The following is a 26,847-nucleotide window of genomic DNA, read 5'->3' as shown; positions in this document are numbered from 1 at the left end:
GTTGTTCACGCCGCCGGTCACAGCCGCTCCGATGGCGGATGACCCGCCTTTCTACAGTGACATGACCTTAATCACCTGGTGATCCGAGGGCAGCCGTCCCGGCGGCGCGCGGGGGAACGCACAACACGTACGGTCAAGGGAAGTCCCACCTGTGAGTCATGAAACCCTCGCCATCGTCCTCTTCCTCGTGTTCATCGCGGTCACCCTCTGGATCACGGTGTCGGCCAGCAGGCAGACCAAGGGCATCGTCGACTTCTACGCCGGGGGGCGGTCCTTCTCCAGCGCGCAGAACGGCCTCGCGATCGGCGGCGATTACATGTCGGCCGCGTCGTTCCTCGGCATCGCCGGCACCATCGCGTTGTACGGCTACGACGGGTTCCTGTACTCGATCGGTTTTCTCGTGGCCTGGCTGGTGGCGCTGCTGCTGGTGGCCGAGCCGGTCAGGAACACCGGGCGGTTCACGCTGGCGGACGTGCTGACGTTCCGCACCAACCCGCACCCGGTGCGGGTGGCCGCCGGCGTCTCCACCATCGTCATCTCGATCTTCTACCTGCTCGCGCAGATGGTGGGCGCTGGGGCCCTGGTGTCGCTGCTGTTCGGGTTCACCGGGGACGTCGCCAAGGCGGTCACCATCTTGCTGACCGGCGCCCTGATGATCGTGTACGTGGCGGGCGGCGGCATGAAGGGCACCACCTGGATCCAGATCGTCAAGACGTTCCTGCTCGTCGCGGGCGCCCTGGTGGTCACGACGCTGGTGCTGGTGAGGTTCGGCCTGAACCCGAGCGCGCTGCTGCGTGAGGCCGCCGAACGCAGCGGCGAGGGCGAGGCGTTCCTCGAACCCGGGCAGCGGTTCGCCACCGAGGCGCAGGGCCTCGCCGGCAAGATCGACCTGATCAGCCTCGGCCTGGCGCTGGTGCTCGGCACGGCCGGCCTGCCGCACATCCTGATCCGCTTCTACACCGTGCCCACGGCGCGCGACACCCGCCGTTCGGTGTTGTGGGGCATCGCCGTCATCGGAACGTTCTATCTGCTGACGCTGGTGCTCGGCTTCGGCGCCGCCGCCCTGGTCGGCCCCGAGGAGATCGCCCGGGCCAACCCCGCCGGCAACACCGCCGCCCCCCAGCTCGCCGAGACCATCGGCCGCCTCCTGTTCGGCGAGATCGGCGGCACCGTCCTGCTCGCCGTCATCGCCGCCGTGGCCTTCGCCACCATGCTCGCCGTGGTCGCCGGCCTGGCCCTGGCCACGTCCTCCTCGGTGGCCCACGACCTCTACGCCCACGTCGGCAAACGCGGCAAGGTGACCGAACGCGACGAAGTACGCTTCGCCCGCATCGCCGCCTTCGTCATCGGCGGCGTCGCCATCGTGCTCAGCCTCGCCGCCCAGAAACTCAACGTCGCCTTCCTGGTAGGCCTGGCCTTCGCCATGGCCGCCTCCGGCAACCTCCCCGCCATCCTCTACAGCCTGTACTGGCGCCGCTTCAACACCGCCGGCGCCGTCACCACCATCTACGCCGGCCTCGGCTCCGCCATCCTCCTCGTCATCTTCTCCCCCACCACCTCCGGCAAGCCCACCTCCCTGTTCCCCACCGCCGACTTCCAATGGTTCCCCCTGGAGAACCCCGGCATCGTCTCCATCCCCACAGGCTTCCTGGCCGGCTGGCTCGCCACCCTCCTCAGCCACGAACACAACCCAAGAAAACACGCCGAACTAGAAGTCCGCTCCCTCACCGGCACCGGCGCCGAACCCCCACCCACTCCCCCCGAGGACACCTACCACCACGGCCGCCACGCCCGCCCCCAGAACGGCGGCTACTACTGACCACTCCAGCATGGCACCGGGAAACGCCGATGCGCGCGGGACGCCGGGCGTGCGGGTCACACGGGGACAGGGGGGTACACGGGGGCCGTGGGCGAGGGGTTCGCGGCGGCGCGGAGGGAGCGGTAGAGGAGGCGGGGGTCGCCGAGGCGGTGGCGGAGCAGCTTTTCCAGGCCGCCGATGGGGACGAGGTTCTGGGGGGCGCGGGGGTCCTTGTAGTCGACGCCGGCCAGTGGGGGGAGGGTCAGGGTCACGGCGTCGGCGAGGGCGGTGAGCTGGTCGGGGAACAGGTCGGCGGAGGTCTCGCAGCGGACCACGCCGGACCACGGGGTGGTGGAGGTCGTGGGGAGGCGGAGGTACCAGGTGTGGCGGCGCCAGCTCGTGCCCATCAGGAAGACGGGGGTGCGCTGGGCGGGGGTCAGGGCGGAGACGACGGCGGCCTGCGGCGGGGGGAGGTAGGCGGTGTGGTGGGTCTTGACGTAGCCGACCGTGCGGGGCAGGTGGGTGCGGCCGCGCAGGGGGCCGTCGACAAGGAGGAGGTCGTCCTGTTCGCGGGTCTCGGCGCGGTGGCGGATGGCGAGGTCCACCTCCAGCTCGGCGAGGTGCTGCTGGAGGGCGAGGGAGAGGTGCTCGACGGTGGGCTGGGCGGCGCGGCGGGAGATGTAGGTCGCGGCGGGGGTGACGACGTCGGGGGTGTCCTTGGCGGCGCTGAAGACCGAGCGGCTGACCTGCACGGCGGCGAGCGTGGCGGGGGCGCCGGGGGCGCAGCGGACGATGCCCGCGGCGGCGGAGGCGGCGATGCCGGGCGACGGCATGCCGCCGTCCGCACCGGAGTGGGTCCAGACGCGGGCGTCCACGCGCCGCACACCGTCCGCGATCAGCAGGACGGCGGGCAGAGGGGTGCCCGGCGCCGGCGTGACGGGACGCCACTGCTCCGGGGGGACCTCGACGGCGAGGTCGAGCTCGGCGGTGGTGGATTCGAGCCCCGCCCCGGCGTCGTGGTCCAGGGCGGCGCCGTACGAGGGGTCCCAGGGGTCGACGGTGAAACGGGCCGCGGTCATGGGGCCGTCCCCGGCGAGGAGGGCGCCGTGGGGCGGCCAGTCATGAGGCTGTCCCTTGGTGAAGAGGGAGCCATGGGGCGGGTCGATCCTGGTGAAGAGGGAGCCATGGGGCGGGTCGATCCTGGTGAAGAGGGAGCCGTGGGGCGGTGGGTCATGTGGTTGTCCTTCGGAGGTGGGAGCCCTTGGTGTCGCGGGTGACCTCGTAGCGGACGGGGATGCGGTCGGCCAGGGCGGGGACGTGGGTGACGAGGCCGACCATGCGGTTGCCTGTGGTGGCCAGGCGTTCCAGGGTGGTGGCCACGATGTCCAGGGTGGCGGGGTCCAGGGTGCCGAAGCCCTCGTCGAGGAAGATGGATTCGAGGCCGTGGGTGGAGCCCATGCCGGCGACCTGTTCGGACAGGGCGAGCGCCAGGGCCAGGGCGGCTTGGAAGGTCTCGCCGCCGGAGAGGGTGCGCACGTTGCGGCGCATGCCCGCTTCGGCGTGGTCGATGACCTCGATCTCGTTGCGGCCGCCGAGCGCCAGCTCGTACTGGCCGTCGGACAACTCCCGCAGGGTGTCGGACGCCGCGGCGACCAGCAGCTCCAGCGCTTCTGCGCACAACCACCGCTCGAACGCGTCGGCCCGCAACATCTGCGCGAGCTCGTGCGCGACCCGGGCCTCCTGTTCCCTCGCCGCCGCCTGCTCGGCCAGCTCACGGGCGTGGCGGCGGTTCTCCTTGATGCGCTCCACCCGGGCCTCGGCCCGGGCGACGGCCGTGGCGACGGCCTCGGCGATGGCGCCGGGGGCGGGCTCGCCGGACATGGCGATGTCGTGCTCGGCGAGCCGCTTGAGCAGCCGGACGCGGGCGGAGTCGCGGTCGCCGCGCATGCGGGCCAGCCCGGCGTCCTGCGCGGCGAGCGCGGCGCGTTCCTCGGCGGCGGCGCGGTCACGCCAGGTGAGCAGGGCGGCCCAGGCGGCCCGCAGGTCCGTGCGGTCCAGCGGCGGCGCGCCGAGCGTGACGACGGTGTCGCGCGCCGCGTCCAGGTGACGCCAGGCCCGCTCGGACCGGCCCCGGGCCTCGTCGGCGCGGCGCCGGGCGTCGTCATGGGCGGACCTCGCCGCCGACCTGGCACGCCGGGCGCGGGCGGCGGTGCTCTCCGCCGCCTTGATGGCCTCCAGGCGGGTCCCGATCTGCTCCCTGTCGCCCTGCGGCGGCGAGCCGGCGAGCCGTCCGGCCAGTTCCTCGGCGCCGCGGGCGGCCACGGCGGCACGGGTGACCGCCTGGCCGTGCCGCGTCCTCGCCTCCTCGGCCGCCCGCCGTGCCGCGGCGAGCACACGCTCGGCGGTGCCGAGGTCGGTGCGGGCGGGGTGGTGGGGCAGCTCGGTGACGGTGCGCAGGCACGTCGGGCAGGGCTCGCCCACCGTGAGCCTGCTCGCGAGGCCGGCGGCGGCGTGCGCGTCGCGCAGGCGGTCGCGGTCGCGTTCCGCGGCGGCCAGCGCGGTGGCGGCGTCGCCGGCCTCTGCTTCCAGGCGGGACAGCTCACCCGCGGCCCGCTCGGCGTCGGCCGCCGCGCGGGCGTGCGCGGCGGTCAGGCGCTCGTGCTCGTCGAGGGCCTTCAGCTCGGCGGTGAGCGCGACCTTGTCGCCGAGCCCGGCGAGCTCCTCGTGCGCACGCTGCTCCTCGGCCTCCAGACGGTGCAGCTCGGCGCCGCGCGCCTCCACCTCGGCGCCGATCTCGCGCAGCGTCGCGGCCAGCGCGGGCGCCTCGGGCGGCATGGCGAGGGCGTCGAGCGGGGCGAGACGCCTGGCCGCCTCGGCACGCTGCTCCCACGCCCTGCGCAGCGCCTCGTCCAGGCCGCGCAGGGCCTCCACCTCGGCCCTGATGCCGTCGGCGAAACCGCGCAGCGCGGAAAGGCGGCCCGCGGCGGCGCGCTCGGCGGCCTCGTCGGCGTCGGGCAGCCGGGCGAGCTGGTCGCGGGCGAGCGCGGCGGCCTGCCGGGCGACGGCCTCCTCGCGGGCGGCGCGTTCGCGGACCCGGTCGTAGACCCCGGCGTCGAGGAGCTGCACCAGAAGGTCCTGCCGTTCGCGCGGCTGCGCGTGCAGGAACTCGGCGAACCTGCCCTGCGGGAGCACCACGCACTGGGTGAAGAACTTGTACGCGAGGCCCGTGACCCGCTGCACCTCGGCCGCGACGGCCTCGCCCTCGGCGACCGGCCGCAGCACGGCCGAGGTGACCTCCGCGAGCCCGGCCGTGGCGGGCACCCGCGGGTCCAGCTCGTCGATGCGCGCCTCCCGGGTGTGCACCCGGCCGCGGGAGTCGCGGCGCAGCGCGCGGACGACGGCGTGCCGCCGGTTCCCGGTCTCGAACACCAGGGCCACCTTGCCGTCGATGGCCGACGGGGCGAGGGCGTGCGCGATCGAGTTCTCGTTGTTCCAGCGCGGCACCGTGCCGTACAGGGCGAAGCAGACGGCGTCGATGACCGTGCTCTTGCCGGCGCCGGTGGGGCCGACCAGGGCGAAGTAGTCGACGTCGGTGAAGTCGACGGTGGCCGGCTCGCGGAAGCTGCCGAAGTTGTCGAGGTGGAGCAGCAGGGGGCGCATCAGCCGCTCACCTCGTCGTACAGCCGGTGGAACAGCTTCTCGACCTGCTCGTCGCCCCGGCCGGTGGCGGTGAGGTAGTCGTGGAACAGCTCCATCGGGCCGCGCGCGGCGGAACCGCCGGGCGCGCGGGTGGCCCGGGCAGGGCGGAACCGCTCGTCCACCGTGACGTCCAGGGCGCCGGGCAGCACGCGCCGCACCGTCTCGGCGAGCCCGGGGCGGGGTTTCTCGGCGACCACCACCCGCAGCCAGGTGCCGGCGAGGTCGGCGGCCATGGCCTCCAGCTCGCCGAGGGTGCCCTTCACGGTGGCCATGGCGCGGGCCGAGCGGATCGCGGCCTCGCGGACGACGGCGGGGCGGCCCGGCTCGATGTTCACCAGCAAGGCGCCGGGGGTGTTGCGTTCCTCGCCGAAGTCGACGGCGATCGGCGAGCCGCTGTACCAGATGGGGCACGGGCCGGGGATGCGCTGACGGCGGTGCAGGTGGCCGAGGGCGGCGTACTGCGTGGAGGCGGGGAACGCGGTGGCCTCGAAGTAGTAGGAGAAGATCGACTGCGCCTCGCGCTCACCGCCGCCGAACGTGCCGCTCGGCAGGGTGCCGTGGGTGGTGACGATGTTGACGGTGCCCGCCGCGAAGCTCCCGGTGAGGGCGCCGATGAGCTGACCGATGCGTGCCGCGTAGTCGCGGTTGTGGTCGGTGGCGCCCCCGGCGAGCACGTCGGCGGCGCGCACGACGTACCGGTGGGACAGGAACGGCAGCACGGCGAGCCGCACGTCCTCGCCGGACCTGGCGCGGAACGCCAGCGTGCCGCCCTGGTCGGGGCGGCGGAACGCGCCCACCACGTGGATGCCGAGCGCGCCGAGCACCGGCCGGTACACCTCCAGCAGGTGGGGGTTGTCGTGGTTGCCCGCCAGCACCACGACGTCCCTGCCGTCCTCGCGCAGCCGCATGAGGGTGGGCAGCACCAGCGACTGCGCCTCGGGGGTGGGGGCCGAGGTGTCGAACAGGTCGCCGGCGACGACGACCGCGTCCACGTCCTCCTGGCGGGCCAGCTCGACCAGCTCCCTGAGCACGGCGCGGTGCTCGTCGATGCGGGAACGTCCCTTGAGGACCTTGCCGACGTGCCAGTCGGCGGTGTGCAGGATCTTCAATCCTCCGGTCCTTCCGGTCAGAACGGCGGGATGTCGTCGTCGGCGCCCGGCAGGCCGGCGAAGGGGTCCGGGGGCCGCGAGCCCTGGGTGAGGGCCCGCGCGCCGGCGGGCGGGGGCCCGGCCTCGGCGGGGCGGGTGGCCCAGGCGGGGAACGGGAACGTCACCGCGAGCGGAACCGGGATCTCGGGCTGGGCCACGAACATGGTGCCCGGCTTGGCGATGGTGGCCCGCTCACGCACGGCCGGCGGCAGCCAGCCGTACTCCGACCGGGTGGCCTCGGCGGGGTCCAGGCGGCCGGCGACGCGGACGGCGCAGTTGGCGACGATGCGGCGCTCGACCTCCGAGGCGGTCTGCTGGGCGCCGATCAGGATGACGCCGAGGGAACGGCCGCGCTCGGCGACGTCCAGCAGGATCTCCTTGATCGGGGAGTCGCCCTCGCGGGGGGCGTACTTGTTGAGCTCGTCGAGCACCACGAACAGCAGGGGGCGGGCGGTGCCGCTGCTCTCCTTGCGGGCGAACTCGCCGCGCAGCACCACGCCGACCACGAACCGCTGGGCCCGCTCGGGCAGGTTGTGCAGGTCGACGATGGACACCTGGGCGTCGGAGGTGCTGATCGAGTGGGCGCGCCCCGGGGGCAGGTCGCCGCGGATGATCGGGGACAGCGGCCGCACGGCGCTGCGCAGGCGGCGCAGGAAGGCGTTCACGGTGCCGAGCGGGGTCTGCGCGCCGGTCCAGGTGCTCCTGGTCTCGTCGTCGGTGAGCTGGTCGGCCACCACGTCGACCAGGTCGGCGAAGGTGCGGCACACCGGGGTGGCGGTGCCGTCAGGCAGCCTGACCATGACGGCGCCGCTCTCGCCCGCGGTCTCGGCCCACGACTGGAGGCGGGCGGCGACCTGGCCGATCAGCAGGGAGTACTGGGCACGCTCGTCGTCGGCGTCCGCGAACGCGAAGCGCAGCAGCTCCTGGTCGCAGAACTCCCGCAGCGTCCAGTAGAACGCGCCCACCCCGTGGGTGCGCGCCGACACGTGCGGCACGCCGTTGACGTCGCCCGGCCGCGGCGGCGCGAACACGTGCACGCTGCCGAACGGCTTCGCCGGCAGCCCGAGCATGCCGTACGCCCGGGCGCCCGCGTCGTCGAGGCGGGTGTTGGCGTGGTCGAGGAACAGCAGGTCCTCACCCTTGACGGAGAAGATCAGCGCTTTGGTGTTGGCCGCCTCCGCGTCCAGGACACCGGAATTGAAGATCGAGTACAGCAGGAACGTGGCGAACGACGTCTTGGTCGCGACGCCGGAGACACCGGAGATCGACACGTGCGCCCCCCGCGTGCCGTCCATGAAGTCGAAGTTCACATAGAGCGGCGCCCCGTCCCGCCCGAGCCCCATGGGGATGCGCCGCTCCATCACGTCGAAGTACAGCGCCTGGTCGCGGTCGCCCGCCTCGGCCTTGAACACCACCGCGCCCGGCACCGGCGGCACGAACACCTCGGGCTCCACCCGGGTGACGCGGACCTCCGCGCTCTCCATGACGGCCGCGGGCAACGCCCCGTCGGCGATCAGGAACACGTCCGAATCGAACCCCGCCCCCTCGTGCCGGGCCTCCACCCCCACCACGACCCCGGCGACCAGCACCTGCCCCACCCCCGGCACCTCGCGCCGGGTCACCACGACGTCGTCGAGCTGCAACACCCGCCCCGGCTCGACCCCCACCCAGAACGAGAGCGGCGACGCCGCCTGCGTGCCGAGCACCCTGCCGACGGCCTCCCCCGCCGCCGTGGCCCCTCCGTTCAACCCCGCCCGGCTCGCCACCCCGTTCTCGATCACGTCTGCCACCCCACCGTCCACAAATCCATCACCGGCAGCATAGCCACACCCTCTGACAGCCCATCCCGGCTTCGCCCACACCGAGTTTCTGTCGGGGGCGGCGGGCATGATGGGCCGTCGAGGAGGTGAGACGGGTGGAGATGGTGCTCGGGATGCCCGCCGGGCCGGTGCGGGGGCTGGTGGACAGCTACCACGGGTACCGGGAGTGGGGCGACGAGCCCGGGACGCACCGGGGCCTGCCTTCGCCGTACCTGACGGTGATCATCACCCTGGAGGAGCCGCTGCAGGTCGCGGCCCACCCCGACCCCCGGCAGAAAGCGGGTCGGTACGACACGCTGGTGGGCGGGCTGCACACCTCGCCCGCGTTGATCACGCACCAGGGGCGGCAGGCCGGGGTGCAACTGGGGCTGAGCCCGCTCGGGGCGCGAGCGTTGCTCGGCGTGCCCGCGGGGGAGCTGGCGAACGTCGACGTGGACGCCGGGGAGTTACTGGGGGTGGCCGCCGCCCGGGAGCTGCACGAGCGGCTGAACGCGGCGGCGGGGTGGGGCGAGCGGTTCCGGGTGCTGGACGAGCTGCTGGCCCGGCGGTTGGACCGGTCGCGCGAGGTGCCGCCCGAGGTCGTGCGGGCGTGGACGATGTTGCTGCGCGGCGGGGGCACGGTCCCCGTCGCGGAACTGGCCCGGGAGGTGGGGTGGAGCGCCCGCCACCTCGGGGCACGGTTCGGCGCGGAGATCGGCCTCGCCCCCAAGGTCGCGGGACGGGTCATCAGGTTCGACCGCGCACGACGCGCGTTGCAGGCGCGGGCGGCGGCCGCGGCAGGCCCGGCTGGGGGAAGTACCGGCGGCGGGCGGCGGCGGGATCCGGGCGGCGGCGAGCGGAACGGGTGGGACGGCGAGGAGCGGAGCCGGCGTGCCAGCGGTCAAGGGAGCCGATGGGGCGACGGAGAGCAGAGCCTGCCTGCCAGCGGTCGAGGGAGCCGATGGGGCGGCGGGGAGCCGGGGCGGCGTGACAGCGGCGAAGAGGGTCGATGGGGCGGCGGGGAGCGAGGGCGGTGGGGTGGGGAAGGGGTGGTGCTGGCGGATCTGGCGGTTGAGATGGGGTTCTACGACCAGTCGCATCTCGTGCGGGAGTTCCGGGAGTTCTCCGGGTGCTCACCGACGCGGTGGCTGGCGGAGGAGTTCCGAAACGTCCAAGCCGCCGGGGCACCCTCGCGGGCACAGTCGGGGGTATGACAGAGACACCACGGCCGCAGGTGTGGCCGACGCTCAGCGCCCGGGACGCCCGGGGGCTCATCGCCTTCCTCGTCGAGGCGTTCGGGTTCGAGGAGACCGCCGTGTACGGGGAGGGCGACGTGGTGACGCACGCCCAGCTCGACTGGCCGCTCGGCGGAGGGATCATGCTGGGGTCCGAGCATACGGCGGACGACGGCAACCCCTGGCGCCTGACGCCGGGCACATTCGGGACGTACGTCGTCACGGACGATCCCGACGCCCTGTTCGCCCGCGCCACCAAGGCCGGGGCCGAGGTGCTCCGGGGCCTCCGGGAGACCGACTACGGGTCGCGTGAGTTCGCCGTCCGGGACCCCGAGGGCAACCTGTGGTCGTTCGGCACCTACCGCGGCGAGCCCCGCAAGGGCTGAGACCGGCCGCCCGGTGGCCCACGGAGGCGGCCGCCGGGAACGCCGGGAAAGGGCTTGACCTCGTCCGTGCGTCAGGGGCGCAGCGGCAGCCATGAGCGGGACGGGAACGCGCCGCGAGCCCATCGCGCTGGCCGGCGGCACTCTCCCAGGCGGGGCGGCGCCACGACGTGGACGTGGTGCCTGTTCCTCCACCGCGCCGGCTCCGGCGGTCCGCCCGTGGTCTTCCTCGCCGGGGTGAGGGCCGTCGGGCCGGGCATCGGCATCGAGGAGCGAGCCGCCGGGTTCACCACGGTCTTCGTGTGTGGTCGCGACGGCACCGCGGGGAGCGGCCCGGTGGGGGCGCCGGGCTGGGACATGTCTCCGAGGCCGATACGGCGGAGGGGATCCCGCCGCGGCCATGCCTCCACTATGCTCGGCGCCCGTGACCGCGCCGGGCCGTGGCCGGTCGCCGTGCCCGCGCGGCACGCCGTCCGCGGGCGGCCGAGTGGATCGGCGCCCCCTGTCACCGGGTAGGTCACGCCATGGGCGAATACCAGTACTACGAGTTCCTGGCGCTGGACCACCCCCTCACTCCCGGAAAGCTCGCCGAGGTGCGTGAGCTGTCGGCGTCCGCCGAGATCGGGGTCACCGGATTCGTCGACCACTACGAGAGCGGCGACTTCGACGGCGACCCGCGCGACATGGTGGAGCGCTACTACGACGTCCACCTGTACCTGTCCGACTACGGCAGCCGCCAGTTGATGCTCCGCGTGCCGCAGAAGCTCCTTCCCCTCGACACCGTCCGGCCGTACCTGCTGGACGAGCAGGTCGAGGCGTGGGTGTCCGGCGACCACCTGGTGCTGGACCTGCGCAGCGAGGACGATGACGCCGATTGGGACGAGGACGACGAGCGCCTGCTGCTCCCCCTGAGCGCCCTCCGTGACGAACTGGCCTCCGGCGACCTGCGTCCCCTGTACCTCGCCTGGCTGGCCGCCGTCGGCACCTGGGAACGCGACGAGGACGCCTTCGACGACGACTTCGAAGCCGAGACCGAACCTCCCGTCCCCGCGGGCCTCGCGGCCCTGACTCCCGCCCAGCGGTGCCTGGCGGATTTCCTCCGGCTGGACCCCGACCTCCTCACCACCGCCGCCACCCTCTCCCCCGCCCTCGCCGCCCCGCTCGCCCCCCAGGCCGACCTGATCGCCGCCCTTCCTGACCCCGACAAGAGCAGCCTCCTCCTCCGCACCGCTTCCGGTGAGGCCCCCGAGGTCCGCCTGGAGCTCCTTCACCACGCCACCCCTGTCCCGTCCCCGGCCCCGGGCAGCCGTACGGTGGGCACCCTCCTGGACGAGGCGGCGGTGACGCGCCAGAGGGCGTGACCCGCGTCTTTCCCGTCGCGAGACGTCTTCTCCGGTCACGGCTGGACATTGGATAGCATCACTATCTAGCATGGGGTCACCGCCCGCGGGGGCGGCGGTTCGGAAAGACGTGTCCTCTGGAGGATGGATCATGGACGCTGGGTTCGCGCGCTGGATGTGGCATCAGTTGGAGCCGGTGCACGCGGGGTTCTGGTACTCGCCGGAGGTGTTCGCGGAGGCGGCGGGGCTCGGGATACCGGTCGAGGAGCGGTGGCCGAGTTACTTCGCGTGGCGGGCGGCGCCGCTCGGCGAGCCTTCGGCCGGGCGGGTGGCGTCGGCCTTCTACAGCTTCAGTCCGCGGATGGTGCAGAGGTATGTGCCCTCCGTCTGGGAGGTGGCGTCCGGGGAGCGGGTGCTGGAGGCGCGGTGGCGGGCGGTGGATCGCATGTACCGGGGGCTGCTGGAGGACGGGGCAGGGTCGGCCGAGGTGCGGGAAGCCGCCGCGCTCGCACGGGCGGCCGCGGAGGCGGCGGGGCACCACGGGCGGCCGATGTCCGCGGCCAACGCCGGGCTGGGGTGGCCCGACGAGCCGCATCTGGTGTTGTGGCACGCGATCGGGATCCTGCGGGAGCACCGGGGGGACGGGCACGTGGCGGCGCTGCTGACGGAGGGGCTGGACCCCTGCGAGTCGCTGGTGTCGTTCGCGGCGGTGGGGGCGGCGCCGGTGGAGGCGTTCGCGGGGCGCGGGTGGTCGGACGAGGAGTGGGGGGCGGCGCGGGAGCGTCTCGCGTCCCGGGGGCTGGTCGGTGCGGACGGGGTCGCGACCGGCACGGGGCGGGAACTGCGGGACCGGGTGGAGCGGCTCACCGACGACCTGGCCTGCGGTCCGTGGGAGGCGCTCGGGTCCGAGAAGGCCGAGCGGCTGGCCAAGCTGACGAACCCGCTGTTCGTCGCGGTGCTGCAGTCCGGGCTACTGCCCGCGACCAACACTCTGGGCATCGGGCGGATCGCCGCGCCCGCACGGTGACCTCGCGGGCTCTCCCGGCGGAGCGCCGTACAGCGGCGCCGGGTCCGCCGCACCACGTCCCGCCGTCTCGGCGCCGGTGCTGCCCCAGAGGGCCTGGTGACGAGGGCGGGACGTGACGTGCCGGCCTGTGCGGACAGGTCAGCGGGGCGGCGAAGGACCAGGCCGATCGTCGGTGGCGGCTGCCGTACAGGTCAGCGGGTACGGCAGCCGACGGTGCGCCGGTCAGCCGGGGGCGGCAGCCGAAGATGGGGCGGTCAGCGGGGGCGGCGGCGGAGGGTGGGGTCGGTCAGTGCCGGGGGCGTGTAGTACTTGTCGGCCGGGTTGAGGTCGGTGCCCGGGGGGACGATCTCGTCGATGCGGTCGAGGATGTCGGCGCTCAGGGTGACGCCGGCGCCTGTCAGGAGGGACTCCAGGTGGTCCATCGTGCGGGGGCCGATGATCACTGAGGTGACGGCGGGGTGGGACAGGACGAAGGCGACGGCCAGGTGCGGGAGGGGCATGCCGGCCTCGTCGGCGAGCTTGGCGAGTTCGGTGACGGCCTGGAGCTTGCGGGCGTTCTCCGGGATGGAGACGTCGAACTTGTGCCGTTCGATGGCGGTACGGCTGCCGCCGGTGAGGTCGATGTCCTCCGCGGAGCGGTAACGCCCGGACAACCAGCCCGCCGCCAGCGGACCCCAGGTGAGCACCCCCATGCCGTACTTCTGCGTGGTCGGCAGCACGGCCGCCTCCACGCCGCGCGACAGGATGGAGTACGGCGGCTGCTCGGTGCGGAACCGCACGTGCCCCCGCCGCTCCGACACCCACTGCGCCTCGACGATCAGCTCCGCGGGGAAGGTGGACGTGCCGACGGCCCGCACCTTCCCGGCCCGCACCAGATCGGTCAGCGCCCCGAGCGTCTCGTCGATGTCGGTGGCCGGGTCGGGCCGGTGCATCTGGTACAGGTCGATGTAGTCGGTGCCGAGCCGCCGCAGGCTGTTCTCCACCTCGCGGACCAGCCAGCGCCGCGACGTGCCCGCGTGGTTGGGGTCCGGGCCCATCGACCCGTGCGCCTTGGTGGCCAGCACGACGTCGTCCCTGCGGCCCTTCAGCGCCTTGCCGACGACCTCTTCCGACTCGCCGGCCGAGTAGATGTCCGCGGTGTCCACGAAGTTGATCCCCGCGTCGAGGGCACGGTGGATGATCCGCACACCGTCGCCGGGGTCGTCGTTGCCCATGTGCCCGAACATCATCGCCCCGAACGCGAACTCGCTCACCGAGATGCCGGTGCCCCCGAGGATCCTGCGCTGCATAAGGTGCGACCTCCAAAAGGATCATGGTCTGTCTGCCAACCCCTCAACCCTCCCCCGCCCCGCCGGACGGGTACCAGGCCCGGCTCAACCGGGGTCGGCCAGAACCCCCCACGCCGCCCGCACCCGCATAATGCTGATATGGGGCACGGGACGGAAGAGATCACGCCATTCCTGAAGACCCGGCGCGCCGCGCTGGACGCCGCGGCCTTGGGCCTGCCCGACGGCCCGGCCCGGCGCCGGGTACGCGGGCTGCGCCGCGAGGAGGTCGCCCAGCTCGCCGGCATCAGCGTCGACTACTACACCCGCATCGAGCAGGGCCGCGCCCCGTCCATCTCCGACTCGGTGGTGGACGCCGTGGCCCGCGCCCTGCGCATGACCCCCGACGAGCACGCGTACCTACGCAACATCACCCTCCCCCGCCGCTATACCGGCACCGGTTGCTGCGAGGACGGCGCGGCCGGGACGCCGCACCGCCCCGAGGTCCGCCCCCAGATCCGCGAACTGCTCGACGCGATGGACGACACCGTCCCCGCCGTCGTCTACGGCCCCGGCCTGGACGTCCTGGCCTGGAACCGCATCGCGTCCCGCATCGCGTTCGACTACGACACCCTCCCGGAGCACGACCTCAACACCGCCCGCCTCGTCTTCCTCCACCCCGACGCCCGCGCCCTCTACCCCGACTGGCCCGGCATGGCCGCCGAGGTCGTCGCCATCCTCCGCGCCGAGGTGGGCCACCACCCCGACCTGTTCCAGGTCCACGCCGTGATCTGCGACCTCACCGAAGCCAGCCCCCACTTCCGCGCCCTCTGGGACACCCAGTCGGTCCTGGAGAGCGACCACGGCGTCAAACGCGTCCTCAACCCCCAGGTCGGCGAACTGACCCTGACCTACGAGTCCTTCGCCATCCCCGGCGACACCGGCCAGCGCCTGTGCACCTACACCGCCCCCAAGGGCTCCCCCACCGAGGAACGCCTGCGCGCCCTCGCCGACCTGGTGAGCTCAGACGCCTGAACCGTACGTCCGCGTGCCGATGGCGTTACGATCCGTGTCATTCATCATGTAAGCCTCCCAACCCCCCGGGATCCCCCTCATGAGTGAACTGATGTCGATCGCCCTCTCCGGCGGCGGCGAAGTCCTGGTAGAGATGTCAGAGACAGACCCCGGCATCCGCCGGGCCTCCCGGGTGGGCGACATCATCACCGCGTCGGCCGACTCCCTCCAATCGGCCCTGGCCCCCATCCGCACCGCCGCGGAAGCGGCCCTCGACACCTTCCGCAAAGCGGGCCCGAACGAGGTGGAGATCGAGTTCGGCGTCCGCCTCACCGCCGAAGCCGGCGCCGTGATAGCCAAGACCGGCACCGAGGGCCACCTCACCGTGAAACTGACCTGGCGCGAAGGAGAGGCCCCCTGACGTGCACCCCTGGTCCGCCCGCATCCACGGCCCCGGCGGCATCCATGGCGCAGGTGTCCTCATCACCCCTCACCGCGTCCTGACCTGCGCCCACGTGGTGAACGCCGCCCTCGGCGCCCCGCAGGAGCCCGAAGCCACCCCGAGGAAACGATCGAGCTCGACTTCCCCGCCGCCCCGGACTCCCCTCGCGTCCGCGCCTCGGTGACCGAGGACGGCTGGTTCCCCATCGACCCCGACGAACGCGGCGACATCGCCGTCCTCCACCTGCCGTCCCCCGCCCCCACCGGAACGTTCCCAGCCGTCCTGACCGACCGTCCCACCCGCGGCACCAAGGTCCGCGTGTACGGCTACCCCAAAGGCGTCGACACCGGCGTCTGGGCCACGTCGTACGAACTGGGCGACCCGAGCGGCCCAGGAGCCGAGTGGATCCAACTGGACGCCACCCGCGTCACCGGCCGCCGCATAGAACAGGGCTTCAGCGGCGCCGGCGTCGAATGCGACACCACCGGCCACGTCCTCGGCATCGCCGTCACCGAGGACCGCACCGCGACCGCCAAGGTCGCCTGGATGCTCCCCATGGCAACCCTGACCACCCACTGCCCGACGGTCCCGCGCCTCCCGTCCCAGGACCCGCTCCCCGTGGAACTGGCCGGCGTCCTTCGCATGATGTGCCAGGTCACCGACGACCTCCCCTACCCCGTCCGCGGCAAGTACGGCCGCTTCCCTCTGTCCAGCGTCTACGTCCGCCAGAGCGTCGCCGCCGCCTCGATCCCCACCCGCCGCCCATGGGACGAGCAGCCCGAGGAGTACGGCCCCCCGGAGGAAGCCCGCCGCGCGTCCCGCCTCACCCAGGCCTTCGACCAGGTCTTCGACCTGCACGACCACCTGGTGATCGAGGGCGCCGCAGGTCTCGGCAAGAGCACCCTCGGCCGCAACCTGACCCGCGGCCTCGCCGAGTCCGCACTGGGCTCGACCGAACCCACGCTGATCCCCGTCCTGCTGCCGGCCCGCGTCCTGGCCACGCACATCTCCCGGAGCTGGCCAGAAGCCCTGCGCGCTTCGGTGACCGAGGAGTACGGCCGCCCGGACGGCGAGATCCCCGCCCACCTCTTCACCGGCCCCGTCGCCGGCCGCCGGTGGCTGATCGTGGTGGACGCCCTCGACGAGATCCCCGACCAGGACGACCGCGAGCGACTCCTCGCCGCCCTGGCCACCCGCATGTCCCCCGGGAACCCACCGGCACGCTTCCTCGTCACCACCCGCCCCCTTTCCCCCGGCGAGATCGAACGCCTACGCGGCCCGAGGGTCGGCTTCTACGAACTCCAGCCCTTCGACGAGGACGCCCTCATCGAGTTCGCCCACAACTGGTTCAACCCCGACGCCACCGCTGCGGGCACCACCGCCGCCGAGGACTTCCTCCATCAGGTCCGCCTCGCCGACCTCGAGGACCTCCTCGACGTCCCCTTGCTGGCCACCGTCGCCGCGAACCTCCACCAGTCCCGCCCCGACCAACCCTTACCCGCCAGTCGCTATGAGCTCTATGAGGAGTACATCAACCAGTTCATCCATGCACGCACCGCCACCTTGACCGCACTCCGCGACCTCCCGGCCCTCCTCGACTGGCTGCACGACAACCGCACCCTCCTGCTGGAAGAACTGGCCACGGCATACACGACCAGCGAGGCCCCCTTGCTGGAGGTCGCCCAGAACATCCTCACCACCCATGCCCCCCTACCGCCACGCCCTCCCTTCGGCTGGGAGAGCGCCCTGGCCGAGTGGCTTTCCCAGACCGGCGTCCTGACCCGCCTCGGCCACCGCCTCCGCTTCCTCCACCAGACCTTCGCCGAGCACCTCGCCGCCACCGCCCAGGCCAAGACCCTGCCGGACCGCTTCACCCATGACGCACCTCCATGGGGCGAACTGGTACAAGGACTCCTCCTCGACGACGAGAACGCACAACGAGTGCTGCTGCACTACCTGCACCTCTCGGGGCCGGGCACCGGGCTCATCGACTGGTTGCAGGCCGGGACACACGACCAACGCGACTGCGCGGGAGTGCTGATCAGGCAAGGGGTTCCCTGCACCGAGGTGCAACGCACCGCCTATCTCGCCCGCGTGGAGGACATGATCCTCACCGGTTCGGCAGATGATCTGCGAAGGTCGTTGTCCGGCCAGACACGGTATCCCGCCGTCCGCGCCAGGCTGGAGAAAGTCCTTGCCCAAGACATGTGCGGCACGCACGAGAAGATCGTGCTGGTCGACCTGCTACGCGACCGTTCCGATCACATCCGGCGCAACGGCGCCGCCATTCTGCGACAGCTCATATCCGAGACCGCGCGCCCGGGGCCTCGCTGTGAAGCGGCGGCGGTCCTCGCCAAGTTCGGTGACGAGCACCGCGCCGAGGCCGCCAAGGTCATGGAGACCATCGCCAACGACCCCACGATCGAGCCCGGGAAGTGCCTGGCGGCCGCGGAGGCACTCGGCAGACTCGGCGGGGCACACCGCCTACGTGCAGCTGAAATACTCATCCGCGGCTCCACCGTCTCCGCCGACTTCTGGCGCCGCCGGCAGGCGGCTCAGATCATGGCCAAGCTGGGCTCCGAGTCTCGCGAACGCGCCGACGATACGCTCACGCGCCTCGCCACCGATCCGGCGCACGCCTCATGGCAACGCCGCGAAGCCGCCCAGGACCTCGCGAGGCTTGGCCGGGCACAGCGAGAGCGAGCCATCGAGATCACCGTTCTGATGAGCGCCGACCCTGCGAGCGGCACCCCCGACCGGGCTCTCGCGCTGGCGGCGGCGGCCTCGCTGGACCCGCGGTACCTCCCTCGTGCGGCCGAGGCCCTGTATCAGGTGGCCAAGGACCGCGCGTTCGATGATTGGGAGCGGCGCGAGGCAGTGGAAGCACTCGCCGAGCTGGGCGGCAGATACCGCGTCCGCGCGGCGGACACCATGTTCGAGATCGCGACCGACCCCGGCGCAGTTTCTTACAACCGTCAGATGGTCGCCGTCTCGCTGGGTGAACTGGGCGACGAGTACCGTACCCGGGCGGCGGAGGCCCTGGACCGGCTGGCCACCGACATCAATCTCGGCGCAGGAGACCGGTGCGAGGCCGCCGAGGTGCTTGCCGCGTTCGGCGAACGGCATCGTCAGCGTGCCGCGGCGATCCTCAACGAATTGATCGACGATCCCGACGTCGATCCCCCGCAGCGCCTCTGGGCCACGAGGCTCCTGGCGAAACTCGGGGGTGACCATGTGGCCACGCTTGCGGAGAGGCTCACTGCTCTCCTGCACGACCCCTTCTCATCATCCGACGACCGTGTCTACGCCACCATCGCATTGGTCAGGCTCCAGCCGGACACCGCCACGCCGGCCGCCGCGTTGCTCCGCCATCTCGCGCAGGCTCCAAGAACCGGCTCGCAGGCACGTATGCAGGCCGCGCTGACGTTGGCGGGTCTCGGGCCCCGCTTCTTCGACCAGGCAGTCGCCATGCTTGGCGCGCTGAGCAGCGATCCCATGACCTCGCCCAAAGATCGTGTGTCCGCCGCTCAAGGACTGGGCGGTGCTTGCCAGCCCTTGGTAGCTTCCCTGTACCAGCTCACCATCGATCCGGCGATTCCCTCAGACTGCCGGTACAGGGCCGCCTTCAACCTGGCCCGGCTGTCCGGCGACCACGATGCCCGCGCGGCGGCACCCCTACGTATTCTGGGCTTCGATCCACTGGTGACCATCTGGCAGCGCATTAATATGGCTTCCACACTGGGTGACCTTGCGGCGAAACACCATGTTGATCAGGTCGACATCCTGCGTGATCTGGCCACGGACACGGCGGTCAACTCGAATGGACAATGCCTGTATGCCGCGGACGAACTGGCAAAACTTGGTGACGACGAACGCGCGACGGCGATAGACGTTATCCGGTGGCTGGCCGACGACACCGTGGCCGCGATACAGGACAGAGCCAGTGCCCTAGTGGCCCTCTCCGTGCTCGACCCCCGGCAAGCTCCCCGCGCAGCGCAGGTTCTGCTGGATCTCGCCACCGATCCGGCGGCCGATTCGTTCGATCGCCTTCATGTGGCAACGGGTCTCGCGAGTCTCGGAAACGAACATCGCGCCCGTGCCGCCGAAATGATGCTGGCGTGGGGTCGCGACTCGCTCGCCGAACCCGGCGATCGCCTCAGGACGAGCGAGGAACTGGTGAAGCTCGGTGGTGCCTGCCGTGAGTCCGCCGCCGAGCTGCTCGCTCTCCTGCCCGCTGACACCACCCTCCTCGCCCAAGACCGACTTGAGGTGGCACTGGCACTGGGGAGCCTGGGCGGCACCTCCGGCGCTCAGGCGGCCGTTCTTCTGCGGGAACTGGCGACCGATGCGTTGATCGATGCCGTGTCACGCCGGAAAGCTGCGGTCGCACTGGCCAGGCTCGGAGAGGAGCACCGCGGCACGGCCGCGGACCTCCTCCATGAGCTGGCCTCCGACTCGGCAGCGGAGCCGGAGGCACGCCTGGACGCGGCGAAAGCGCTCATGTCCGAGGATCCGGCGGCCTCCGCCCGGGCAATCGGCGTTCTGGATCGGCTGGCCGCAGACGAGCCGGCCCACGCCGCCGTCCGCCGCCGGGCGGCCGAGCGGTTACGGCGGCTGCCTTCCCCTAAGGCCCGTGAGCTCGCGCGGCGGCACCTTCACCGCCTTGCTATCGATCAACGAACCGACGTCTGGAGCCGGTTCCAGGCCATCGAGTCACTGAGCCAATCAGGTCCAGCGGCCCGGCGTCTCGCGGTAGAGGCACTGGGCCGGTTCACCGGCGAGGACGCCGAGGCCAGACTGGCCCGCGCCCTCGCGACGGCTTCGCTCGCCGACGCCGACGGCCGGTGGTATCACGAGGCCATCGAGTCGCTGGCCGGGATCGCCGCCGATCCGGCGTATGACGGTGCAACCCGTATGACCGCGACCATGGGCCTGGCACGGCTCAGCGTGTTCATGCGGGAACGCGGCGCCGACCTGCTCAGTGCCATCACCCAGGACAGGACCCTCTGCGCGTGGGAACGGCGTATGGCGGCCGACCTCCTCGCCCGTTTCGGCTCCGTCCGGCGCGCACAGGCGATGGACGCGCTGGCCGAACTCGTCGCCGATACCAGCACGAGTGTGTGGGAACGGACGGAGGCGGCCGTCGCGCTGGCCGAGCTCGACCATGACCGCAGGCCCCACCTGGGGGAGATCTTAGGGGCCATCGCCCGCGACCCGGCCGTCGACGCCGACGAGAAACTACGCGTCGCTACGACGCTGATCAGCTTAGGCGCCCCGACTCGCCCGATGGCCGCCGAGGTGCTCCACCGCGTCGTCTCGGACACCGGCGCCGAAGCCGGGGTGCGCCGGCAGGCGGCGCAAGCATTGGCAAAGCTGAGCGACGAGCATCGTGACCACGCTGCGGAGGTGCTCCACGAACTTCTCGCCGACCCGGCGCACGGCGCGGCGGAGAGGCATCACATCGCCCTGCTCTTGACGAGGTTCCCAGGCGAGCACCGCGCTCGTGCCGCTGTCGCACTCCATCGGTTCGCCCAGGACCCCACCGTGGACGATGCGGACCGCGCCGCGGCATGGGCGACCCGCGCCGTCCTCGCTCGAGAGAGCGGCGCACACGTCCTCGAAGCACTTATCCGCTTGGACAACGCTCCGACCGGCGATGCCGAGCGTCTCCGGCAGGCCGTGGTGACCCTGGCCGGGGCCGGTGCCGAGCACCGTGCCATGGCAGCGAGGATCCTTGTCCGTATGACCGACGACCCGACGCAGCACGTCACCGAGCGGCGAGCCTCGGCGAAAGCGCTCGGCGAACTGGGTTACGCGTTCAGGGACCAGGCCGTGCGAGTGCTCCGCCGGCTCGCCGACGAACTAGGCGATGACCCGGCGGAATGGGCCCTCATGATGCAAACACTCGCCGCGTTCGATCCCGCGTACCGGATGGCCGCGGCGGAGGCGGCCACGCGGACGCTACGGGAGACGGACGTTCCCGCTGATCAACGTCGCCACATCGCCGAGGAACTCGGCTGGTACGGCAAGCCGTACGAAGAGGCGGCTCTCCTGGCCTTGCGCGAGATAGTGGTCGACTCAACCGTCGCCGATCAGGTTCGTTTCGACGCGGTCTCGGCGCTCCACGCGATCCACCGGTGCGCTGGGCCGCATCAAGACCCCGGTGCCGCAGTGGATCCCGGATTGCTACTGACCGTCAGACGATCAGATCGAGGGCTCGTTCCCTCACCTCTGGGGATGCCGTCTTCGGAGAACCCGCTTGGAACGGGGGCTGGGGGTCGTACTCCATGGCCAGTTGGACGCTCTCGGCGGTGGGGATGTCGGTGGCTTCGGCGAGGAGGGTGAGGGCCATGTCTATGCCGGAGGAGACGCCGGCGGCGGTCACGTACTTGCCGTCGATGACCACTCGGTCGGCGACGGGGGTGGCGCCCAGGTTGGTCAGGCCGTCGAGGAGGGCCCAGTGGGTGGTGGCTTTGCGGCCGGTCAGGAGGCCGGCGGTGGCGAGGAGGTAGGAGCCGCTGCAGACGGAGGTGGTCCATCTGGTGTGGGGGTCGGCTTGCTTGAGCCAGTTCAGGAGGGGGTGGTCGGACATGGCTTCGAGGGTGCCGGGGCCGCCGGGGACGAGGATGATGTCGGGGGCGGGGAGGTCGGTGTAGGTGGCGGTGGCGGTTATGGAGAGGGATCCCTGGTCGTCCACCACGGGGCCGGGGGTTTCTGCGATGAAGGTGACGTCGAAGCCGGGGGCGAAGGCGAGGACGGTGTAGGGGCCTACGGCGTCCAACGCGGTGAAGCGGGGGTACAGGGGGATGGCTACGCGCATCGTGGGTCAGGGCTCCTTGGACTGGAAGCGGCGGCGGTAGTCGCCGGGGGAGATTCGCCAGTGGCGGCGGAAGATTCGGTACAACGTTTCGGGGGCGCCGAGGCCGGTGGTGCGGGCGATGGTCGGCAGCGGGTGGGTGGTGGTCTCCAGCAGGCGGCGGGCGGCGTCGGCTCGGCTGCGTTCCACGTAGCGGCCTGGGGAGATGCCGGTCTGCTGGGTGAAGACCCTGGAGAAGTGGCGGTCGCTCATGCCGGCGCGGCGGGCCAGGGCGGGGACGCTCAGGTCTTCGCCGGGGTTGGCGTCTATGTATGCCTGGAGGTCGCGGAGGGTTTCCGTGGGTGGGGTGGCGGCGTGCAGGGGGGTGCTGAACTGGCTCTGGCCGCCGGGGCGGTGGAGGTAGACGACGAGGCCGCTCGCCACGTCGCGGGCGAGGGCGTGGCCGTGGTCCTCGGCCACCAGGGCCAGGGCGAGGTCTATGCCCGCGGTCACGCCTGCCGAGGTCCAGGTGTCGCCGTCCTTGACGTAGATGGGGTCGGGGTCGACGTAGATGCCGGGGTAGCGGGTGGCCATCTGGTCGGCGACCAGCCAGTGGGTGGTGCAGCGTTTGCCGGTGAGCAGGCCGGATTCGGCGAGGAGGAAGGCGCCGCTGCAGACGGAGGTGACGCGGCGGGAGGCGGCGGCCAGGCGGGTGAGGTGTGAGGTGAGGTCTGGGTCGTCCAGGTGGTGCCGGGTGCCGAGGCCGCCGGCGACCATCAGGGTGTCGATGGGGGTGGGGACGTCGGCCAGGGCGGTGCGGGCGGTGACGGTGACGCCGCCGAGGGCGGTGACCTCGCCTGCTTGCGGGGCCGCCACGTCGACGGTGTAGCCGGGGTCACCCGTGAGGAGGCTCGCCGTGGTGAAGACGTCGGCGGGGCCGGCGAGGTCGAGGAGTTGGAAGCCCTCGTAGATGACGATGACGACGCGGCGCTGCATGGCATCCATGCTCGTCAGCCGGGTGGGATGGCGTCAACGACACGGTTATTGCGTTTTACGCCACGGCGGTGCGGAAGCCGGCCCGGCCTCGTGCGGGACGGGACGCGGCGCCGCCGAGGTGGCGGGGTGTCAGATGCCGAGGGCGGCGCAGGCGGCGTTCACGGCGGCCTCGCGGAGGTCGGTCTCGGGGGCGTCGGGGAACTGGACGGTGCAGTCCTGGAGGCCGCCGAGGGCGACGACGGCGCGGGCGGCCTGTTGCAGGGTGGGGCCGGGGCCGACCAGGAGGACGGCCAGGCGGGCGCGCCAGGTCAGGACGGTCTCGATGAGGCCCAGTTCCACCATGGTCGACATCTCGGTGAGGATGAGCATGATGTCGCGGCGGTGGCGGTAGTGGAACCTGAAGTAACCGTCGAGCAGTTCGCGGGGGTCCACCGTCCCCTTGGCCTCCTGCTCCAGGACGAATCGCTCGCCGTCGTCGATGAGCGGCTGCATGATGCTGCGGACCAGTTCCTCGCGTGAGGAGAAGTGGTAGTACAGGGCCGGCTTGGTGATGCCGAGGCGGTCGGCGATCTCCTGGAGGCTCGTCTTCTGCACGCCCTGGCGGGCGAAGAGCTCCCGCGCGGCCGATTGGATGCGCTGCTTGGTGTCGGATGGGCGCGGCATCCTCCCAGCATAGCTTACTTAACGATCGGTAAATTACTGTGGTACGCTCCTTACCTATCGTTAAGTAAGGGAGAGGTCATGCACGTTCTCGTCTCCGGCGCCAGCGTCGCCGGGCCCGTCCTGGCCTACTGGCTCACCCGGTACGGCTTCGACGTCACCGTGGTGGAGCGTGCCCCGGCGCTGCGCAAGACCGGCGGGCACTCGGTCGACCTGTTCCGCCCGGCCATGGACATCAGCGAGCGCATGGGCGTGTTACCGCAGGTGCAGAAGCTCGCCACCGGCACCGACCGGATGGTCATCCACCGCCGGGGGCACGCGAAGCCGGTGAGGCTCGACCTGACCAAGGTGTTCCGCGCCGCCTCGGACCGGCATGTGGAGATCATGCGGGACGACTTGAGCGAGATCTATCACGACGCCACCAAGGACGACGTCGAGTACGTGTTCGGCGACAGCATCACCGCCGTCGGGGACGACGGCGAGGTGCGGTTCGAGCGCGGCACGCCGCGCCGGTTCGACCTGGTGGTGGGCGCGGACGGCCTGCACTCCAACGTGCGGCGCCTGGTGTTCGGGCCGGAGAAGGACTTCAGTGCGTTCATCGGCGCCTACCTCGCCGTGCTGACGTTGCCGGCGGGCCTGAACCCGGCCGGGGAGTACGCCGCCCACGTGGAGGCCGGCCGGGTGGCGGGCTTCTACCGGGCCGCGCACATGCACGACGCCCGGGCGGTGTTCCTGTTCCGCAGCGAGCGCGAGCTCGACTACCACTACCGCGACGTGCCGCGGCAGAAGGAGTTGCTGCGCCAGAGGTTCGAGGGCATGCACCCGGACGTGGACCGGTGGCTGGCCGAGCTGGACGGCACCCCGGCGTTCTACTTCGACTCCATCACCCAGCTCCGCATGGACACCTGGTCGCGCGGCCGGGTCACGCTGGTGGGCGACGCGGGGTACTGCCCCGGCCCGGCCGTCGGCGGCAGCACCAGCCTCGCCGTGGTGGGAGCCTATGTGCTGGCCGGGGAGCTGGCCGAGGCGGGCGGCGAGCACACGCGGGCCTACCCGGCCTACGAGCGGGCGATGGCCAAGGCGGTGCGCGACAGCCGCGCGTTCGCGCTCGGCGCGGCCAAGACCCTCGTGCCGGGCTCCGCGTCCGGCGTCTGGGGCCTGGTGCAGGGGGCGCGGCTGATCAGCGCCCTGCCGGCCGGGGTCACCCGGGCCCTCGCCAAGCTGAACACCAAGGGGGTGCGCCTGCACGACTCGATCGAGGTGCGCGACTACGCGGCGGGGTGACCGGCGGCCACATCAGGCCAGGCGAAAGGCCTTGACACGCCGCATGACATGAGTGAAGTCACGAGTCGGTTCGCCTAGGGTGACCGGCGTGCTGTTCCCCGCGTGGCCCTGCGCGCCGCGACGTGCCGCGTTCCAGATGACGGCCCTGGTGCTGGCCGGCGTCTCGTGGTGCGGCACCCTGAGAACGGGCGCGCACGAGCCTGGTGACCCCGCGCACGCCCGCCAGAAGGCCTTCCGGGCCGCCGCCATGACGTACGGCGTGCCGGAGGACCTGCTGCTGGCCGTGTCGTACCTGGAGTCCCGGTGGGACGCGAACCGGGGCGTGCCGAGCGTGACCGGCGGGTACGGCCCCATGCACATCACCGACGCGCGGACGGCCCTGCGCGGCGAGCCGCCGCCGGTGCCGGCCGGGCCCGCCCTGCAACGGGTGGACGAGGCGGCGCGGCTCACCGGCCTGCCGGGCGAGCGTCTCATCGGGGACCCGGACGCCAACGTGCTCGGCGGCGCGGCGCTGCTCGCCGCCTACCAGCGGGAGCTCGGCCGCCCGCCCACGAGCGACCCGGCGGCGTGGTACGGCGCGGTGGCGCGGTACGCGGGGACCGACGCCGGGCCGTGCTTCGCCGACGAGGTGTTCGCGGTGCTGCGCACCGGCGCGGCCCGGGTCACCGACGACGGCCAGCGCGTAACGCTGCCCCCCGCGCGGGAGCTCCCGCGCGTGCCGGAGCAGAACGGGGAGGGACGGACGGTGGAGTGCCCGCGGGGAGTGGCGTGCGAGTGGCTGCCGGCGCCGTACCAGCGGCTGCCCGGCGGCAAGTACGGCAACCACGACCTGGCCGACCGGCCCCGCGACCAGGGCATCGACTACATCGTCATCCACGACACCGAGGCGACCTACGCGCAGACCCTCAAGCTGGTGGCCGACCCGGCGTACGTGAGCTGGCACTACACCATCAGGTCCGCCGACGGCCACATCGCCCAGCACGTGCGCACCAAGGACGTGGCCTGGCACGCCGGCAACTGGTACGTCAACGCCCGGTCCATCGGCATCGAGCACGAGGGTTTCCTCGCCAAGGCCGGCGCCTGGTACACCGAGGCGATGTACCGCAGCTCGGCCCGCCTGGTGCGCTACCTGGCCAAGCGGTTCGACATCCCGCTGGACCGGGCGCACATCCTCGGCCACGACAACGTGCCGGGCACGGTGCCGAGCGCGGTGGCGGGCATGCACGTGGACCCGGGGCCGTACTGGGACTGGGCCCACTACTTCGACCTCCTCGGCCATCCCGTGCGGGCCACCGGCGGCCGGGACGCCGGGCTGGTGACGATCCGCACCGACTACGCACGCCACCGCCCCCGCTACACCGGCTGCGGCGGCGCCGGCGAGGACTGCCCGCCGCACGGCTCGGCGTCGGTCCGGCTGCACACCGCGCCGAGCCGGGACGCCCCGCTGGTGCGCGACATCGGCCGCAAGCCGAGCGGGGAGGCGACCTACGACGTGTACGACCACGGCGCGCGGGCCACCACGGGCCAGCGGTTCGCCGTGGCCGAGCGCAGGGGCGACTGGACGGCCATCTGGTACCTCGGCCGGCTCGCCTGGTTCCACAACCCGGCCGCCCGCCCCACCGCCGTGAACACCGAGGGTTTCCTCGTCACGCCGCGCCGCGGCCTGGACGAGGTCCCGGTGTACGGCCGGGCCTACCCCGAGCCCGGCGCGTACCCCGGCGACGTGCCGGTGCAGGACGTCACGCCGCTGCAGTACGCGTTCCCGCGGGGCCAGCGGTACGCCGTGGGCCGCGCCACCCGCGGCGAGTACTACCACTCGACCACCCTCGACCCCGGGAACCACCGGGTGGTGCGCGGCCGGGCGGTGTACTTCCAGATCCAGTTCGGCCACCGCATCGCGTTCGTCAAGGCGGCCGACGTGCGGGTGCTCCGGTCGGACGCGGCAGCCGCGCGCTGACGGC

Annotated in this window: 17 protein-coding genes and 1 pseudogene; 10 read left to right on the top strand and 8 right to left on the bottom strand. The window is 72.3% G+C overall.

The annotated features are described in order from the left end of the window. The first annotated feature begins 151 nt into the window (after positions 1-151). Positions 152-1,819, top strand: a complete 1,668-nt coding sequence (locus tag ABGB17_RS33005; RefSeq protein WP_347637178.1) for a cation acetate symporter — start codon at positions 152-154, stop codon at positions 1,817-1,819. Positions 1,820-1,875: 56 nt separating this feature from the next. Here ABGB17_RS33005 and ABGB17_RS33000 read toward each other — a convergent pair whose 3' ends face one another. The 4 genes from ABGB17_RS33000 to ABGB17_RS32985 form a co-directional block, all read right to left on the bottom strand. Further along, positions 1,876-2,877, bottom strand: coding sequence for a hypothetical protein (locus ABGB17_RS33000; protein ID WP_347637176.1), 1,002 nt, complete (start codon positions 2,875-2,877; stop codon positions 1,876-1,878). A 151-nt stretch (positions 2,878-3,028) separates the two neighbouring features. Further along, positions 3,029-5,458 (bottom strand): SMC family ATPase, encoded by a 2,430-nt coding sequence (locus ABGB17_RS32995; protein WP_347637174.1) that lies wholly within the window; start codon positions 5,456-5,458, stop codon positions 3,029-3,031. Continuing rightward, entirely contained in the window at positions 5,458-6,606 is a 1,149-nt protein-coding gene (locus ABGB17_RS32990; RefSeq protein ID WP_347637172.1) for an exonuclease SbcCD subunit D, read from the bottom strand. Before ABGB17_RS32990 ends, ABGB17_RS32995 begins: the two co-directional genes overlap by 1 nt. Before the next feature lie 17 nt (positions 6,607-6,623). Then, entirely contained in the window at positions 6,624-8,426 is a 1,803-nt protein-coding gene (locus ABGB17_RS32985; protein ID WP_347637170.1) for an ATP-binding protein, read from the bottom strand. A gap of 125 nt (positions 8,427-8,551) precedes the next feature. Here ABGB17_RS32985 and ABGB17_RS32980 point away from each other — a divergent pair, with 125 nt between their 5' ends. The 4 genes from ABGB17_RS32980 (at position 8,552) to ABGB17_RS32965 (ending at position 12,429) form a co-directional block, all read left to right on the top strand. After that, positions 8,552-9,658, top strand: coding sequence for a DUF6597 domain-containing transcriptional factor (locus ABGB17_RS32980; RefSeq protein WP_347637168.1), 1,107 nt, complete (start codon positions 8,552-8,554; stop codon positions 9,656-9,658). Then, positions 9,655-10,065 carry a VOC family protein gene (locus tag ABGB17_RS32975; RefSeq protein ID WP_347637166.1) on the top strand — a complete coding sequence of 137 codons (411 nt, stop codon included), beginning with the start codon at positions 9,655-9,657 and terminating at the stop codon, positions 10,063-10,065. Before ABGB17_RS32980 ends, ABGB17_RS32975 begins: the two co-directional genes overlap by 4 nt. 521 nt (positions 10,066-10,586) lie before the next feature. Continuing rightward, on the top strand, positions 10,587-11,423 hold the full coding sequence (locus ABGB17_RS32970; RefSeq protein WP_347637164.1) for a hypothetical protein: 837 nt from the start codon (positions 10,587-10,589) through the stop codon (positions 11,421-11,423). A 130-nt stretch (positions 11,424-11,553) separates the two neighbouring features. Then, positions 11,554-12,429 carry a hypothetical protein gene (locus tag ABGB17_RS32965; protein ID WP_347637162.1) on the top strand — a complete coding sequence of 292 codons (876 nt, stop codon included), beginning with the start codon at positions 11,554-11,556 and terminating at the stop codon, positions 12,427-12,429. Between the two features lie 254 nt (positions 12,430-12,683). Here ABGB17_RS32965 and ABGB17_RS32960 read toward each other — a convergent pair whose 3' ends face one another. Then, positions 12,684-13,718, bottom strand: coding sequence for an aldo/keto reductase (locus ABGB17_RS32960; RefSeq protein WP_347637160.1), 1,035 nt, complete (start codon positions 13,716-13,718; stop codon positions 12,684-12,686). 138 nt (positions 13,719-13,856) lie between these two features. Between ABGB17_RS32960 and ABGB17_RS32955 the strand changes: the two genes are divergently transcribed. The 3 genes and pseudogenes from ABGB17_RS32955 to ABGB17_RS32945 all read left to right on the top strand — a co-directional run. Further along, positions 13,857-14,729, top strand: coding sequence for a helix-turn-helix transcriptional regulator (locus tag ABGB17_RS32955; RefSeq protein WP_347637158.1), 873 nt, complete (start codon positions 13,857-13,859; stop codon positions 14,727-14,729). Between the two features lie 79 nt (positions 14,730-14,808). Continuing rightward, positions 14,809-15,129 (top strand): CU044_2847 family protein, encoded by a 321-nt coding sequence (locus tag ABGB17_RS32950; RefSeq protein WP_347637156.1) that lies wholly within the window; start codon positions 14,809-14,811, stop codon positions 15,127-15,129. A 567-nt stretch (positions 15,130-15,696) separates the two neighbouring features. Further along, positions 15,697-16,491, top strand: a pseudogene (locus ABGB17_RS32945) (NACHT domain-containing protein); the annotation flags it as partial. 4,855 nt (positions 16,492-21,346) lie between these two features. Here ABGB17_RS32945 and ABGB17_RS32940 read toward each other — a convergent pair. From ABGB17_RS32940 to ABGB17_RS32930, 3 genes are all read right to left on the bottom strand, one after another. Beyond that, entirely contained in the window at positions 21,347-21,970 is a 624-nt protein-coding gene (locus ABGB17_RS32940) for a DJ-1/PfpI family protein (RefSeq protein ID WP_347637154.1), read from the bottom strand. Positions 21,971-21,976: 6 nt separating this feature from the next. Next, a complete protein-coding gene (locus ABGB17_RS32935) occupies positions 21,977-22,951 on the bottom strand; it encodes a GlxA family transcriptional regulator (RefSeq protein WP_347637152.1) in 975 nt (324 codons plus the stop codon). Positions 22,952-23,071: 120 nt separating this feature from the next. Then, positions 23,072-23,605 carry a TetR/AcrR family transcriptional regulator gene (locus ABGB17_RS32930; RefSeq protein ID WP_347637150.1) on the bottom strand — a complete coding sequence of 178 codons (534 nt, stop codon included), beginning with the start codon at positions 23,603-23,605 and terminating at the stop codon, positions 23,072-23,074. 78 nt (positions 23,606-23,683) lie between these two features. On the opposite strand from ABGB17_RS32930, the gene ABGB17_RS32925 reads away from it, so the two are divergent. After that, on the top strand, positions 23,684-24,886 hold the full coding sequence (locus ABGB17_RS32925; protein ID WP_347637148.1) for an FAD-dependent monooxygenase: 1,203 nt from the start codon (positions 23,684-23,686) through the stop codon (positions 24,884-24,886). 88 nt (positions 24,887-24,974) lie between these two features. Further along, positions 24,975-26,843 carry an N-acetylmuramoyl-L-alanine amidase gene (locus ABGB17_RS32920; protein ID WP_347637146.1) on the top strand — a complete coding sequence of 623 codons (1,869 nt, stop codon included), beginning with the start codon at positions 24,975-24,977 and terminating at the stop codon, positions 26,841-26,843. The last annotated feature ends 4 nt before the right edge of the window (positions 26,844-26,847 follow it).

It is taken from the genome of Sphaerisporangium sp. B11E5 (genome assembly GCF_039871875.1).
Lineage (GTDB): Bacteria > Actinomycetota > Actinomycetes > Streptosporangiales > Streptosporangiaceae > Sphaerisporangium.
The sequence above is the reverse complement of the archived record's forward strand: the minus strand, read 5'-3'. Positions and strand labels throughout refer to the sequence as shown.